At 67.1% G+C, this 13,371-nt stretch carries 15 protein-coding genes and 2 pseudogenes; 12 read left to right on the top strand and 5 right to left on the bottom strand.

What is annotated here, in order from left to right; translation table 11 throughout:
- The first annotated feature begins 26 nt into the window (after window positions 1-26).
- Window positions 27-398, top strand: coding sequence for a hypothetical protein (locus tag BG418_RS09165; RefSeq protein ID WP_188273219.1), 372 nt, complete (start codon window positions 27-29; stop codon window positions 396-398).
- A 54-nt stretch (window positions 399-452) separates the two neighbouring features.
- On the opposite strand, the gene BG418_RS09160 is transcribed toward BG418_RS09165, so the two are convergent.
- The 3 genes and pseudogenes from BG418_RS09160 to BG418_RS09150 all read right to left on the bottom strand — a co-directional run bounded on the left by BG418_RS09160 (window position 453) and on the right by BG418_RS09150 (window position 4,208).
- Window positions 453-2,009 carry an InlB B-repeat-containing protein gene (locus BG418_RS09160; RefSeq protein WP_188273218.1) on the bottom strand — a complete coding sequence of 519 codons (1,557 nt, stop codon included), beginning with the start codon at window positions 2,007-2,009 and terminating at the stop codon, window positions 453-455.
- A 319-nt stretch (window positions 2,010-2,328) separates the two neighbouring features.
- Window positions 2,329-2,988, bottom strand: a pseudogene (locus BG418_RS09155) (response regulator); the annotation flags it as partial.
- A gap of 38 nt (window positions 2,989-3,026) precedes the next feature.
- The gene (locus tag BG418_RS09150; protein ID WP_188273216.1) at window positions 3,027-4,208 is read right to left on the bottom strand and encodes a sensor histidine kinase; all 1,182 of its coding nucleotides are present in this window, start codon (window positions 4,206-4,208) and stop codon (window positions 3,027-3,029) included.
- A 253-nt stretch (window positions 4,209-4,461) separates the two neighbouring features.
- Here BG418_RS09150 and BG418_RS09145 point away from each other — a divergent pair, with 253 nt between their 5' ends.
- From BG418_RS09145 to BG418_RS09105, 9 genes and pseudogenes are all read left to right on the top strand, one after another.
- The gene (locus tag BG418_RS09145) at window positions 4,462-4,878 is read left to right on the top strand and encodes a DUF2690 domain-containing protein (RefSeq protein ID WP_317453576.1); all 417 of its coding nucleotides are present in this window, start codon (window positions 4,462-4,464) and stop codon (window positions 4,876-4,878) included.
- 64 nt (window positions 4,879-4,942) lie between these two features.
- Window positions 4,943-5,347 (top strand): hypothetical protein, encoded by a 405-nt coding sequence (locus tag BG418_RS09140; RefSeq protein ID WP_188273214.1) that lies wholly within the window; start codon window positions 4,943-4,945, stop codon window positions 5,345-5,347.
- A 157-nt stretch (window positions 5,348-5,504) separates the two neighbouring features.
- Entirely contained in the window at window positions 5,505-6,242 is a 738-nt protein-coding gene (locus tag BG418_RS09135; protein ID WP_188273213.1) for a peptidoglycan-binding protein, read from the top strand.
- Between the two features lie 20 nt (window positions 6,243-6,262).
- Window positions 6,263-6,799, top strand: coding sequence for a hypothetical protein (locus BG418_RS09130; protein WP_398998094.1), 537 nt, complete (start codon window positions 6,263-6,265; stop codon window positions 6,797-6,799).
- A gap of 89 nt (window positions 6,800-6,888) precedes the next feature.
- Window positions 6,889-7,296, top strand: coding sequence for a DUF2690 domain-containing protein (locus tag BG418_RS09125; protein WP_188273212.1), 408 nt, complete (start codon window positions 6,889-6,891; stop codon window positions 7,294-7,296).
- A gap of 23 nt (window positions 7,297-7,319) precedes the next feature.
- Window positions 7,320-7,667 carry a hypothetical protein gene (locus tag BG418_RS09120; protein ID WP_188273211.1) on the top strand — a complete coding sequence of 116 codons (348 nt, stop codon included), beginning with the start codon at window positions 7,320-7,322 and terminating at the stop codon, window positions 7,665-7,667.
- Window positions 7,668-7,888: 221 nt separating this feature from the next.
- A complete protein-coding gene (locus tag BG418_RS09115) occupies window positions 7,889-8,134 on the top strand; it encodes a twin-arginine translocation pathway signal protein (RefSeq protein ID WP_188273210.1) in 246 nt (81 codons plus the stop codon).
- Window positions 8,135-8,189: 55 nt separating this feature from the next.
- Window positions 8,190-9,941, top strand: coding sequence for a tyrosinase family protein (locus BG418_RS09110; RefSeq protein ID WP_188273209.1), 1,752 nt, complete (start codon window positions 8,190-8,192; stop codon window positions 9,939-9,941).
- Window positions 9,942-9,960: 19 nt separating this feature from the next.
- Window positions 9,961-10,403 (top strand): annotated as a pseudogene (locus tag BG418_RS09105) (pyridoxamine 5'-phosphate oxidase family protein).
- Window positions 10,404-10,442: 39 nt separating this feature from the next.
- On the opposite strand, the gene BG418_RS09100 reads toward BG418_RS09105, so the two are convergent.
- On the bottom strand, window positions 10,443-11,153 hold the full coding sequence (locus BG418_RS09100; protein WP_188273208.1) for an alpha/beta fold hydrolase: 711 nt from the start codon (window positions 11,151-11,153) through the stop codon (window positions 10,443-10,445).
- A gap of 251 nt (window positions 11,154-11,404) precedes the next feature.
- Here BG418_RS09100 and BG418_RS09095 point away from each other — a divergent pair, with 251 nt between their 5' ends.
- Window positions 11,405-12,151 carry an AraC family transcriptional regulator gene (locus BG418_RS09095; RefSeq protein WP_398998088.1) on the top strand — a complete coding sequence of 249 codons (747 nt, stop codon included), beginning with the start codon at window positions 11,405-11,407 and terminating at the stop codon, window positions 12,149-12,151.
- A gap of 537 nt (window positions 12,152-12,688) precedes the next feature.
- Here BG418_RS09095 and BG418_RS39740 read toward each other — a convergent pair.
- Window positions 12,689-12,856 (bottom strand): hypothetical protein, encoded by a 168-nt coding sequence (locus BG418_RS39740; RefSeq protein WP_223184550.1) that lies wholly within the window; start codon window positions 12,854-12,856, stop codon window positions 12,689-12,691.
- Between the two features lie 92 nt (window positions 12,857-12,948).
- On the opposite strand from BG418_RS39740, the gene BG418_RS09090 reads away from it, so the two are divergent.
- Window positions 12,949-13,185 carry a hypothetical protein gene (locus BG418_RS09090; protein WP_188273206.1) on the top strand — a complete coding sequence of 79 codons (237 nt, stop codon included), beginning with the start codon at window positions 12,949-12,951 and terminating at the stop codon, window positions 13,183-13,185.
- Window positions 13,186-13,371: the final 186 nt, after the last annotated feature.

The following is a 13,371-nucleotide window of genomic DNA, read 5'->3' as shown; positions in this document are numbered from 1 at the left end:
GAGAAAACAAGGAAAGTCTGGATTCCATGAGTGAGCGACCGTCTTTCACCGACATGATGATCGAGCTGAGATCATGGCCGACGGCATGGAGCTACCCCGTCAGGGAACTTGCAGGGCGGATCATCCTGGCTGATGCCCGCCTGTCGTGGTGGTATTCGGCAGTGGGGAAGGTTCCCGGCGCCTCTCCGGAAGACGGCTTGGAGCTCTTGGACAAGTTCCTTGAACAGCATGAGAATCTGGAGCACAGGTTCAGCTCATGCAAGCGAGGCGAGATCACCATGGATGAGTTCACGGTGACGATGCGACGTGTGGCCGGGCAACTGGAGTCTCTTGTCGCCAGCCTCCCTCAGCCTCCTTGGCTGCAGAACGCGGTGTGCGAGGGTATGCCCGAGTCGTGATCCATGTAGAGGCCCGTCAGATTCCCTGGCGGGCCTCTACCGTGCATCGTTCATTCAGATGCGAGCGAAGACGGCTTTGACGGTACGGGCGCGGTCCATGGTGATCGTGGCCTGAGTGGTGGTGAGGTCGTACCGGACGCCGTCGGCCTCCCACCACGCCACCCGGTACCCGGTGTCGGGACGGGCGGTGATGGTGACGGCGGTGTCGGGACGGTAGGGGCCGTAGGTGGAGGGGCGTAGCGTCCCTCCGGAGGACGAGCCCAGTGTCAGGGCATAGCGCTGGCGGGCGATTTTGAGCGTGCGGTAGCCGGCGACGATGGGCGTGGTCAGGCGGGCGACCGCGGCGTTGTTGTTGTCCTTGTCGCCGAGGGCCTGACCGGCCCAGGTGTTCTCGGTGTTCGAGTACTGGTTCACCGCCGTGCACGGCTGTCCGCAGGAGCTGGCGTACGCCATCAGAGTATGGAACTGACGGTTGCGGGTGATGTAGCCCGTGCTGTACGGCGTCGCCAGATACGGGCGGTAGTCCTGGCCTTGCAACTGCTCGGTCAGCGTCGCGCGGTCGTGGAAGAGAGCCAGGTTGTGGCCGACCTCATGGCCGAAGTTGTACCAGTTGACGATCGACTGCACATCGACGACCGAAAAGGCCTGGCTGTCGCTCTTCGCGCTGATCGGCATCGGCAGGTTCGCCTGCCCGGACGAGCCATAGGGCACGTCGTTGACGACGGAGACCAGGTCCACCCCGTACTGCTCGCGCAGCTGCGCGGCGCGTGCGCCCAGCTGGGGATCGTCGCGCTTCTCAAGCTTCTGCAACATGACCGACGCGGTCTGGTCTCCCTGATAGCCGGTGTTGTACCAGCCGATCACATCCACGCTCGCCTGGACGTTGCTGTCGGCGAACGCCTGGTTGAGGAGGGACTCGGCGAGTTGGATACGGGACACCATGGCCTGCTCGCCGCCCACTCGCCGGGCTGCGGCCGGGGTATAACCGACGATCATGTCGATCACCACTGGTTCGCTGGGTGCCCGGCCTTTGAACGGCCGGAGCATTGTTTTCATGGTCTGCCCTGCGGGTGGCCGGGGGTGTTCGAGTTCGGCGTCGTCTCCCGTCGGCTTCTGGCGCTGGGCCGGGTCCTCCTCGGTCACCCGCAGCCAGCCGGGCCGGTCGGGCAGCATCGAGATGCGGTACACCCGCTCACCGAAATTGAACTCCGCGTCGATGTCGGCCTTCTTCACATCCGGGTTGGCGGCGCAGATGCCCGTCGCGGACAGGACCACCTTCCACTCCGGTCTCTCCTGGGCATGCCCGGTCCAGGTCAGCGAGGCGCCGTCGCGATCCAGTCGGTCCTCGACGATGTGAGGTTTGACGTTGTCGAAGAGTTCGAACGAGTGGTCGTACGCAGGGTGGAGCGCGGGCTCCGTGTCGGCGGGCTTCCGGCACAGCCATTGGTACTCGACCGGGTTCAGCGGGACAGTGCGTTCCCGCAGGATCTCCTTCCCGTTCCCTGCGGGCTTTTCGGGTACGGGCGGGGGTGCGGCAGCGACCGGCGCCATTGCGGCCAGCGGCGGAACCAGCGCGGCCGTGCACACCAAGGCCACGCTTGCACGCGTCATGCGGCGATGAAAGGTCATGCCATAGGAAGTCAAGGTTTCCGGAAGAAGCCCAGCTGACACACCGGGCCGCCTCCGCGTTCACCTGCCCGGCCGGTCGTCCTTCGCGGGCCAATCACCGTGCGGGCGCGACCCCGAACCGTGGGCTCGCTATGTCCTTGGCGGAGGGCTGCCCGACCCAAGTGGAGCCGGGGCGGCGGCTGTTGGCACGGGTGGGGGCATCCGGCGTGGCCGTTCCCCCTGGTGCCGCCCCGGTCCTGGCGGCCGCCGACCCGGGCACCGGCGTCTCGGATGCGTCGCCGCGCTCGCCGCGGCCCCGTCCTCCTCCCACCACCACCAGTCCGGCCTCGTAGGCGACGGCGACCGCCTGGGCGCGGCTGCGTAGCCTCAGTTTGGTCATCGTGCGGTGCAGGTGCGTCTTGATCGTGGCCTCGCTGACGACGAGCTCGACGGCGATCTCCTCGTTGGAGAGGCCCTTGGCCACCAGCCGCAGTACGTCCTGTTCACGGCCGGTGAGCCGGGACAGGACACCGTCCTCGGCGCGTGGCTCCCCGGGGCGCGTGGTGTAGGCCTCGATGAGCCGCCGGGTCACGGCGGGGGCGAACAGCATGTCCCCGGACGCGATCGTCGTGATGGCGGAGATCAGCCGTTCCGGCGGGGTGTCTTTGAGGAGGAACCCGCTCGCGCCGGCGCGCAGTGCCGCGTACACGTACTCGTCCACGTCGAAGGTGGTCAGGACGATGATGCGCGGTGGCGGCACGGGTTGCGCGGCGAGGATGTGCTCGGCCGCCGTGATGCCGTCGATGCCCGGCAGCCGGATGTCCATGAGGATCACGTCGGGGCGGTGGGCCCGCGCCGCGGCCACCGCCGATTCGCCGTCCGCGGCCTCCGTGACCGTGGTGAAACCGGGTGCGGCGCGCAGCAGTGCGGCGATACCCGCCCGGATGAGGATCTGGTCGTCGACAACTAGCACATCGGTCACGGTCGTTCATCCCCCTTGAATGCCGTCACGGCCAGGCCTCATGCGTCTTCCAGGGGCGCCGAGCTGGTCGGAAGGGAGAGGTGGACCTCGAATCCCCCTTCACTCAGCGGCCCGGTGGACAGCCTGCCGCCGCAGATCCTCACGCGTTCTCGCATCCCGATCAACCCATGTCCACGGCCGGGTGACGCGATGGCCGGTTTCCCGGTGCCCCCGTCGTCGCGGACCAGGATGCTCAACTGGTCCTCCTGATAGGCGATATGTACGCTTACTTGGGCCGATTCAGCATGTTTGACCACATTGGTCAGGGCCTCCTGGAGCACCCGGTAGGCGCACACCTCCAGGCCCGGATCCAACCTGCGCGGCACCCCCGTCGTCTGGATTTCGACGGCCAGTCCCGCCGCCTCCAAACGCTGGGCGAGTTCCCCGACCCGGCTGAGTTCCGGCAGCGGTCCCAGTGGCGCGGCCGAATCGTCGTGCGCCTCCATGTCGACCCGGAGCACGGTCAGCAACCGCCGCAGGTCCTGCAGTGCCTCACGGCTGGCGCCGCCGATCGTGGAGAGTGCCGAGCGGGCGGTGAGCGGGTCCGAGGTGAAGACGTACTCGGCGAGCCCCGCCTGAACCGAGATCACCGACATGTGGTGGGCGACCACGTCGTGCAGTTCGCGCGCGATGCGGATGCGCTCGTCGAGCACCGCACGCCGCGCCTTCTCCCGCTGTTCATGGGCCAGCGCCTCGGTCAGCCGTTTCAACTCGGCGTTGCGCAGAGAAAGTTTGCGCTGGCCCTGGCCGAAGAGCAGGCAGACCACCGGCACAAGGAGCGCCTGGGTGAGGGCCAGCAGTGGGCCCAGATGGCCCGCGAACCCACTCTGGACGATGGTCACGGCGGCGACCAGGGCGCCGGCCGCCGATGCCCGCAGTTCCCGCCCCGCCGCGAGGCTGACCAGCGCGATGATCACCGCCCACCAGTTCAGCGACGGCTGGTAACCGGCCGTGAGATAGAGCGAGTACCCCAGGCAGCACCCGGTCAAAGACGCCATGGGATACGCCCGCCGCAGTGCGAGGGGCAGCGCCGTCAGACAGGTGAGCAGATACGCCCCCACGCCGAACGTCGCCCAGTCGCCGGGCGGATAGTGCGTTCCGGCGACACATCCGCTCACCGCGACGCCGACCGCGAGCGCGCTGTCGAAGAGCGCCTGACGGAGGCGCGACCTGGTGCTCATCGCAGGAAGGTATGCGGCTTGGGCGACGTAGTCGTCAACCGTGCGGTTGATCTCCGGGATGTTCGCGGTGCGGCGTGAAACCGCGTCAACCTCGGGTTGAGCCTGCTCGTCGACCAATGGGTCTACGTCGACGCCCGGGTCAACCCCTCGGTGTACGCGAGCGCCACGAGAGTTCCCACCAGCAATGGACGCAACGACCGGGTGCCTTCTCCTAGCGTTCGGGCCGTTGGGTTTCCGACCGAGAGGGAAGACCGTGAAACGCATCCTCGGCGCGCTGCTGGCCACAAGCGCCCTCCTGGGTGGGGGAGTTGTGGCCGCGGCCCCGGCCTCCGCCGCCACCAGCTGCTATGCCAGTAGCTGCAACGGCCTCGACCCCGGCAAGACCACCTGCGCCAACGACGCGAAGACCATCGCGACCGGCAACGGCAGTGGCAACATCCAGCTCCGCTACAGCCCGTCCTGCCGGGCCGCCTGGGCACGCCTGCTGTGGAGCAGCGGCGCCGGAACCATCGAGGTGAACAACGATCTGCACAACCGCTACAAGGCGTCCGTGCCAGCATTGGGCAGCGTCAACGTCCACACCCGCATGGTCAACGACAAGGGCATCACCTCAAACGCCATCTACACGTACAACGGCGGCCGAAGCTGGGACGCCACCCCGCGGCGCTAGACGACCAACGCCGCCACGACTCGAAATCCCCGAACATCCTGTCCGTATATGAGGAGTTGAATCAGTGAGTCCTCTTGGCACACCCCGGCAGTACGCCCGCAGGGTCGGCACCGCGGTCGGCGCGGGCGTCCTCATGGCGCTGGCCGTCCCGCACGCAGCCTTCGCGGCCCCCGCGACCGCGGCGTACTCCTACAGCAGCACGATCGACGCCAACAGCAGCCTCCGGGAGGGGCCTTCGACCATCCTCAAGCGGTTGGGCGTCACGACGGCCAAGGACCCGGTCCGTATCGACTGCTACTACCACGGCGGGGACGTGAATTCCGGCGGATACCACACGGATGTCTGGTACCGCATGAGCCGGGTCACCGACCCCCGGCTCGGCACGGTGGAAGATGCCTGGTCCTGGGCCGGAAACGTCAACACGCCGCACGACCCGCCGGCGGGCATGCCGAAGTGCTACTACGAGTGACCTGCGACTGACGCCCCGTCGAAGGGGACGTCACGCCACATCACACCGCGACATCGCGCCACATCACACCGGGACATCGCGCCTCTTGCCACCGTCCCGCACGCCCGGCGGCCGCCCTGCGCCGGTGCCTTTCCCGATCTTCCTCAAGGAGCCCTGAGTGAGAGCGATTTCCGCTGCCCGAATACCGGCCCTGGTCACCGTCACCGTCACGGGGGCCCTGCTCCTCCCGGCGTTGGGCGCGGCCGACGCGTACGCCCTCGACGCGGTGCGCGTCGAGCAGACCAACCTGGCAGGACTCGGCTACCTGGCGCAGAACCAGGTGGACGGAGCCGACGGGCCCGCGACCCACGCGGCGCTCAGGGACTTCCAGCGCGACAATGGCCTGGACGAGGACGGCACGTACGGTGCGCGCAGCGAACTCGCCCTGCACCACCAGGTGCAGAACGTGCAGGCGAAGGCGGGTGTGTCCGCCGACGGGATCTTCGGGGACGGCACCAAGGCAGCGGTCAAACGCTGGCAGAGCGCGCACGGACTCGGCGCCGACGGAGCCGCGGGCGCGGGGACCATGTCCTCCATGGGGGTGGCCCGCACCGTCAAGATCGCCGCCCAGAGGCAGTTCGGCGCCCACGGCTGGACCGTGTCCGCGCAGTTCGACTGCCTGAACAACCTGTGGAACGGCGAGAGCAGTTGGAAGGTGTACGCCACCAATCCGAGCAGTGGTGCCTACGGGATCCCGCAGGCGCTGCCGGGCACCAAGATGGCCACCGCCGGGGCCGACTGGAAGACCAACCCCGCCACGCAGATCAAGTGGGGCCTGAAGTACATCGGCGACCGGTACGGGACGCCCTGCAAGGCCTACAGCACCTGGAAGTCCCGCTCGCCGCACTGGTATTAAGCGTTCCGCAGGAAGCACCCATGACCTGGAAGGACATCCACATGCGCACGTTCCACCGTCTGTCCCTGACCGCGGGCGCGCTCGGTGCGGCCGCCGTACTGGCCCTGCCCGGCAACGCGTTCGCCGTCACCAAGCTCTCTCAGTCGGCGGCCGCGTCCCAACTGCGGGGCGCCGGAGTCACCTGGTCGTCCAGCGGCAACTGCGTCACCCGCTCGAACTCCTCCTGCACGTCGTTCGAGCAGATGAACGTGGCCACCGTGACCGGCCTCAAGACGCTCAAGAGCGCCAGTAAGTGCGCGATCAACGTCACCGGCGGCACCGAAGTCGGCCACGCCTCCGGCACCTACAGCCACTACAACGGCTACAAGGCCGACATCAACCCCAACTCGTGCGTCAGCAACTACATAACCCACAACTTCACGCACATCGCGACGCGCGGCGACGGCGCCGCCCGCTACCGGTCCTCTGCGGGCAACGTCTACGCGCGCGAGGGCAGCCACTGGGACATCGCCTTCTGCGGTGGCAGCTCGGCCTGCACCGCCGCGACCAGCCGCTGATCACCCCACGGCCCCACCCGCACCCGGCGGGGCGCACGAGGCGCCCCGCCGGGTGCACACCTCCTCCCCTCCCATCTGAGAGGTACGTCATGAAGCACCGCATCGCCGTCCTGCTGGGCACCGGAGCGCTCCTGGCCACCGGCCTGGCCGCCGCGCCCAACGCCTCGGCGGCCACCAGCTGCCTGGGCGCCACCTGCAACGGCAAGAACCCCGCCGCCACGACCTGCGCCAACGACGCCCGCACCGTGGCCGAGAACAGGCAGGCTCCCATCGGCGCCATGGAACTGCGCTACAGCCCGTCCTGCCGGGCGGCCTGGGGCCGCTTCAAGATCAGCGCCCCGTCCGGCTCGAAGATCGAGATCAAGAACAAGCAGGGCAAGAAGTACACCACGTACGGGAGCGGGAAGTTCTACAGCGTCATGATCAACGACAAGGACGTGAAGGCATGGGCGTGCGGCTACTTCTCCGCCAACACCGAGTGCACGTTGGACTACTGATGGGCTTTCAGCTGCGAAACGCCATGGCGACCGCAGGAGTGCTCGTCGCGGCCGCCGGGGCCCTCATGGCGCCCGCCTCCTCCGCCTCGGCGGCCCCCGCTCAGGGACTCGCGTGCGACTACCCGTACGTCTGCTTCTACGTGGGGGAGGGCGGGGTCGGAAAGTTCAAGGACATCACCCCCGGCTGGCAGACACTGACCCGCAGCCGGGGAGCCGAATACGTCGTCAACACCCGCCACGACGACGGCGCTCTACTGCACTTCACGAACGGCCGGACGGCCTGCGTCGGCCCCGGGGCGACGCTTCATGCCCCGTCCATCGGCACCGTGGACAAACTGCGGATCACCGATTCCCCCCAGTGCCGGGGGTGACCGCGCCCGCTTGCCGTCGCGTCGGCCCCACGCATCGGCGGTGACAGCGGCCGGGCAGGCACGCAACCTGCCCACGCCGCTGTCGCCGCCGGTAGTCCGTCCCCACGGAGGTGCGATAGCTCCAGGGTCTACCTACGATGGTGCTATAGGTCTGGTAGCCGCCCGCACGCTGGTCGTGGCCGGGGCGGTATTGAGAGTCGACCCTTACCAGGGGAGGTCTCGTGCGACCGGAACGCCTCCATCACAACGGGCACCGCATCGAGCTACGTGTGGCCGGAACCGAACTCGTACTCTCGATCGACGACGAAACCATCAGCTACGGCCAACTGCCGGACGGGCGCTACTTTCTGCACCAGTACGCCTATGACTGGCGCGACGACCTGATGGACCTAGCGAGGGCCTTCGTCGACTATCAACGGACGTCGGACAGAGTCCGCCGCGATCGTGCGCGCAGCAGCGGGGGATGAGATGGTACTCCGAAAGAACTATCACAGCCTTACGGATGACGAGCGGAACAGGTTCGTGCAGGCCGTCTTCCAGCTGAAATCGAGCGGTATTGTCGACAGTTTCGCCCAACTGCACAGCAGGATATTCCACCAGGGTATTCACCAGACCTCACACTTTCTTCCGTGGCATCGCGAGTTCCTGCTCCGCTTCGAGCGTGAACTGCAGCGGATCGACCCGACGGTCTCGATCCCCTATTGGAACTCGTCGGTGGACAATAAAGTGGACGATCCATTGTGGTCCGATGCTTTCCTGGGTCAGTTCGACACGCAGTGGAACCTGCATCGAATGCTTGGAGTAGGCGGACTGCCAACACCGAAGCAGGTCGAAGCAAATCAAGAGCTCGGCACTTACGACGAGTTCTGGCCGGATCTGGAACAGAACATCCACAATCCGCCGCATTCGTGGGTCGGTGGCGTCATGTCTGGGTTCACCTCGCCCGGCGACCCGGCCTTCTACTTGCATCACAGCTGGATCGACCTGCTGTGGGTGCGATGGCAGCGCGGGCATCCCGAAGCTCCGTTCGTGTCGAGCGGCCCGGGGTTTGGTCTCACCGACCCGATGAGGGAGTTCTCTGGTCGCACACCGGCAGATGTGCTCGACCATCGCGCACTCGGATATCGGTATGACGAGTTCGAGGGCCCCTGGAACGACCCGATCGCCGATGTAGCCCCTAACCCTGGCTCGGCCGACCTGAACAGCGGCATCGCCGCTGTCAGTGCCACTCCGGGTCTCGCCGAGGCGTTCTGGATCGGACAGGGAAGAAACGCCGGTGTCCTCTTCACCAACGCCCGTAACGCCAACGGGACGTGGAACAACCCGATAGCCAACGTTGCCCCCAACCCCGGTTCGGCCGACCCCAATGGCGGCATTGCTGCCGTCAGCACTGCGCCCGGCCTTGTCGATGTGTTCTGGATTCGGTCCGACGGAATTATCTTCACCAATGCCCGTAACCCCGACGGGACGTGGAACAACCCGATCGCCGATGTCGCCCCCAACCCTGGTTCGGTCGAGCCGAACGGTGGCATCGCCGCTGTGAGTACCAGGCCGGGCCTCGTCGAGGTGTTCTGGATTCGGTCCGACGGCATTGTCTTTACCAACGCCCGCAACGCCAACGGGACGTGGAACAACCCGATAGCCAACGTTGCCCCCAACCCTGGTTCGGCCGATCCCAATGGTGGTATCGCTGCTGTCAGCACCGCGCCTGGGCTGGTCGACGTGTTCTGGATCGGGCAGGGGGAAAACGCCGGCATTGTTTTCACCAATGCCCGTAACCCCGACGGGACGTGGAACAACCCGATCGCCGATGTCGCCCCCAACCTCGGTTCGGCCGACCCGAACGGCGGTATCGCTGCTGTCAGCACCAGACCCGGGCTCGTCGACGTGTTCTGGGTCGGGCAGGGCGAGAACGCGGGAGTCGTCTTCACCAACGCCCGCAACCCCGATGGGACCTGGAACGACCCGATCGCCGATGTCGCCCCCAACCCTGGCTCGGCCGACCCGAACGGTGGCATCGCTGCTGTGAGCACTGTGTCCGGCCTCGTCGATGTGTTCTGGGCTCGGCACGACGGAAAACTGTTCACCAACGCCCGCAACCCCGACGGGACGTGGAACAACCCGATCGCTGATGTCGCCCCTATCCCTGGTTCGGCCGACCCGAACGGTGGTATCGCTGCCGTCAGTACCGCACCCGGGCTCGTCGACGTCTTCTGGATCGGGCAGGGACAGAACACCGGAATCGTCTTCACCAACGCTCGCAACCCCAGTTGACCGGCGCCGAGCCCACCACTTGCCCCGGAGGCTTACTTTCATAGAGCAGCAGCCGGTATTTTTCGTCGCGACCGCCCCGCTGGGCCGCGATGGCACGGTCAACCTCTCTGCCAAGGGCCTCAAGGGCTCCTTCGCGGTGCTCGACGAGCAGCGGGTCGTCTACCTCGACTTCGCCGGCAGTACTGCCGAGGCGATTGCGCACCTGCGGGAGAACGGCCGGATCACGGTGATGCGGTGTGCCTTCGAGCGATCATCGTGGTGACGGCCGAACTCGTCCGTGACTCCTGCGGATACGGGGTGCCCTTCATGTCGTACGACGAAGACCGCGACCTGCACGGCAAGCGCTTCTCGCGCGAGGACGACGCCTCGTTGAGCGCGTACTTCGCCAAGAAGGACCACATCGCGCAGAGCATCGACGGCCTGCCCGGGCTGCCTCTTCCGCTGCCGCCCAGCAACTTCTGAGCCCGGTGAAGCCGAGCCCGTCCGGGCCTTGTGTGGCCCTTAACGGCAGGCCTGCCGTCTGTGCGTCGACGCATCGGCGAGGCCCTCGCCGAGCAGTAGTGCGGCGACCGCCTCCGGGGCCTCATTCATGGCGTCGTGGCCGGTGGGGAGGTCGTGGACCTGCCATTCGGGGTCGGCTTGGAGTCGGGTGCGCAGGTCAGCGAACGGTGTCCGGTCTTCCCATCCCGAGCAGTAGATGAACTCCCGACGGGGGACCTGGGCGAGGGTGCCTGTGAGCCGTATCGTCTGCAGGAACGAGGCGAGGGGATGGGGGCGGCGGCGGGGATCGCCGCCGTCCGGCGGCCGGACGGCGTAGCCGGTGGCCCCAGCGCCGGCAGCGACCAGTTCCCGGAAATACCCGTTCGCTGACGACCACCACGACTCGCCATCGAGCGGTACAAAGGCGTCGAGATGCACCAGTCGCGAGATCCGGCCGTCGGCGCGATCAGCGGCGGCGGCGATCACCATCCCGGCGTAGCTGTGGCCGACCAGCGTCGCGCTGGTGGTGTGGGTGCGATCGAGGAGTCGCAATACGTCGTCGGCGTGCGTGTCGAGGTTGGAGCTCGCCACCGTCGCGTGGTCGTCGTCCGGCCGCAGACCGGTCAGGGTCAGGGCGTGCACGGTGTGACCGGCACGCTCCAGCAGCGGAACCACTGCCTCAAAGGCCCAGGAGCCCTTCCAGGCACCGGGCACGAGGACGAACGTCGCCATGTGTTTCTCCTTCTCTCAAGTCGCGGCATCGAGGCACGCCGCCTCGATGGCGAGTGGTGCGGTCGGGCGCCTTGCGCGACGGAAGACCACTCCGCATGGAGGAAAGTGTCACCAGATCAAGGTGTGGCTTGCTACCGCTAGAATGCCAACTGATGCCTGTTCGCCGCCAACCTTCCCCGACCGCCGGTGTGACGTCACATGTGTGGCCGTCAGGCGGGCGCCACCTCTGGCCGTCCGGCGAAACCAGCGCGGTGCAGTCGCACGCACGGGGACACCTGGTGTATGCAGCCAGCGGTGTCTTGGCAGTTCACACCGAGCGCGGCACGTCGATCGCTCCCGCCAACCGGGTCGCCTGGACGCCCGCCGGGTTCACGCATTACCACCACGCCCACGGCGACACCGATATGCGGATCGTCTTTCTCGCACCATCCCTCGCCCGGCTCATACCGGACCATCCCGCCGTGTTCCTGGCCTCCGACCTCGCCCGTGAGGTCCTGCTCGCCCTGACCGGCCCCCGCAACTACGGGGACGCCGTGCCTGGTTACAGCCGCTCCGCGCGCTCTCGCCTCCTTCGCGTCCTCGTCGATGAACTCCGCGATGCACACGAGCAGCCATTGCACCTGCCGGAGCCACAGGACGACCGACTGCAAGCCATCGCGCGGATGCTGCACGAGACGCCGGCGGACAACGCCACCCTGGCCGAACTCGGGAAGACGATCGGAGCGAGCACACGCACCCTCAGTCGACTGATCCGCAACGAACTCGGCATGACCTTCTATGAGTGGCGCACGCAACTACGCATCTACCACGCGCTCGTACTCCTCGCCGACGGCCACGACATCACGCAAACCGCCTACGCCTGCGGTTGGGCCAACCCCAGCAGCTTCATCGCAGCGTTCACCAACATCATCGGAACGACCCCGGGCCACTACCGAACCAGTCGCCGAACCACCGCCCGCGCATCTCAACTCCCGCCGGTGGCCGAGTCCTCGGAGTGATTCGTACGCGCGCCCCGGGCCGATGCGGTCCGCGATCGGACAGAAGATGACGCTCGTCTGCCTGGCGATTCCCGCACAGTTGCGGCGGCGGCACCATCCATCGGCTTGACCAGGCGACAGGCCAGGACCGCATGACGTGGTCTGCCAACTCCCCACCGCTGGCAGCAGCGTAGGTAGGGTCCAGGCGGAGGCCTCCCGCATGTCACGCTGAGGGGGAACGGGGACCACGCCCGCCCACAGCGCGATCGAGGTCGTGGCTGCCGACGCGGACGCTGTCCGGTTGGCTTGGCGGCATGTGGTGGACCTGCCCGAGGAATTCACGGACGCCGCACAGTCGTCGTTCAAGACCGCCATCATCGGCGTCGACCGGACGACTGCTGTGGTGAGTGTGAACGAGAGGGACAAGGTGGGTGTTGTGGCGATCGACCTCGCCATGGGCAAGGCGGTCTGGGGGGATCCGCAGCTCAAGCCAGTGGAGGTCGCCGCCGGTCGGGTCATCGGCCTGAAGTCGTCGGGCTCCTGGTCGCCCGAGAGTCTTCAGGCGCGGGCCGTAGGGGACGGCTCCACGGCGTGGTCGAAGGCGACGGACTCCGCGACGGCTGTGGCTGCCGGGCCCGAACTGCTCCTGCTCCAGGGGCTGAAGGGAAAGCCCTTCGGCAACGTCACCGCCATCGTGCCCGCCTCCGGCGAAGAACTGAGCTTCAAGGTCCCGTCGGGCCACGGTATGCACCGGTTGGTGCCAGTACGACCAGCAGTCTGTCGTGGTCTGCGCGAGCAGTGGCTCGGAAGCCTTCGGTATGGACCCACACACCGGGAAGGCGCTGTGGGCCCTGCCGGACAGTTCGGGGCGGGTGGCTCCCAACGTGACCGGTGCCCGGCACGGGATGGTCTACGGCCGGACGGAGCAGAACGGTCTGGTGGTCCTGGATGCCCGTACGGGCCAGGACAAGGAGACCTCGCCTGGTGCGGCGCCGTACTGGACCGACGGTCGTTACGCCGTCACCGACAAGGTGATGGTGCCGGCCCGGGGCTGAGCCCCGCTTCGTTCCCGGTCACGTCGCCGCACGGTGCGCGTCTTGGAGCGCGCTGGTGCGATCCATCAAGCCGCGCAGCGATGCGCGTATGACCCATGGTCATGAGTTGCGCAAGTGAGCAACTAATATGCCGGGTGGGGCTTCGCTGATCGGGCGGGCCCGAGTCGTTGGCGCCCGGAGCCCGGG

Source organism: Streptomyces sp. CBMA152 (assembly GCF_014596475.1).
In the GTDB taxonomy this organism is placed as follows: Bacteria; Actinomycetota; Actinomycetes; order Streptomycetales; family Streptomycetaceae; genus Streptomyces.
This window is presented reverse-complemented; position numbering and strand designations above follow the sequence as displayed.

Coding starts and splice junctions, on each gene's coding strand:
- BG418_RS09130 (WP_398998094.1), top strand. CDS start 6,263: ATGACCTGGAAGGACATCCACATGCGCACGTTCCACCGTCTGTCCCTG.
- BG418_RS09165 (WP_188273219.1), top strand. CDS start 27: ATGAGTGAGCGACCGTCTTTCACCGACATGATGATCGAGCTGAGATCA.
- BG418_RS09120 (WP_188273211.1), top strand. CDS start 7,320: ATGGCGACCGCAGGAGTGCTCGTCGCGGCCGCCGGGGCCCTCATGGCG.
- BG418_RS09100 (WP_188273208.1), bottom strand. CDS start 11,153: ATGGCGACGTTCGTCCTCGTGCCCGGTGCCTGGAAGGGCTCCTGGGCC.
- BG418_RS09125 (WP_188273212.1), top strand. CDS start 6,889: ATGAAGCACCGCATCGCCGTCCTGCTGGGCACCGGAGCGCTCCTGGCC.
- BG418_RS09160 (WP_188273218.1), bottom strand. CDS start 2,009: ATGACGCGTGCAAGCGTGGCCTTGGTGTGCACGGCCGCGCTGGTTCCG.
- BG418_RS09150 (WP_188273216.1), bottom strand. CDS start 4,208: ATGAGCACCAGGTCGCGCCTCCGTCAGGCGCTCTTCGACAGCGCGCTC.
- BG418_RS09090 (WP_188273206.1), top strand. CDS start 12,949: ATGGACCCACACACCGGGAAGGCGCTGTGGGCCCTGCCGGACAGTTCG.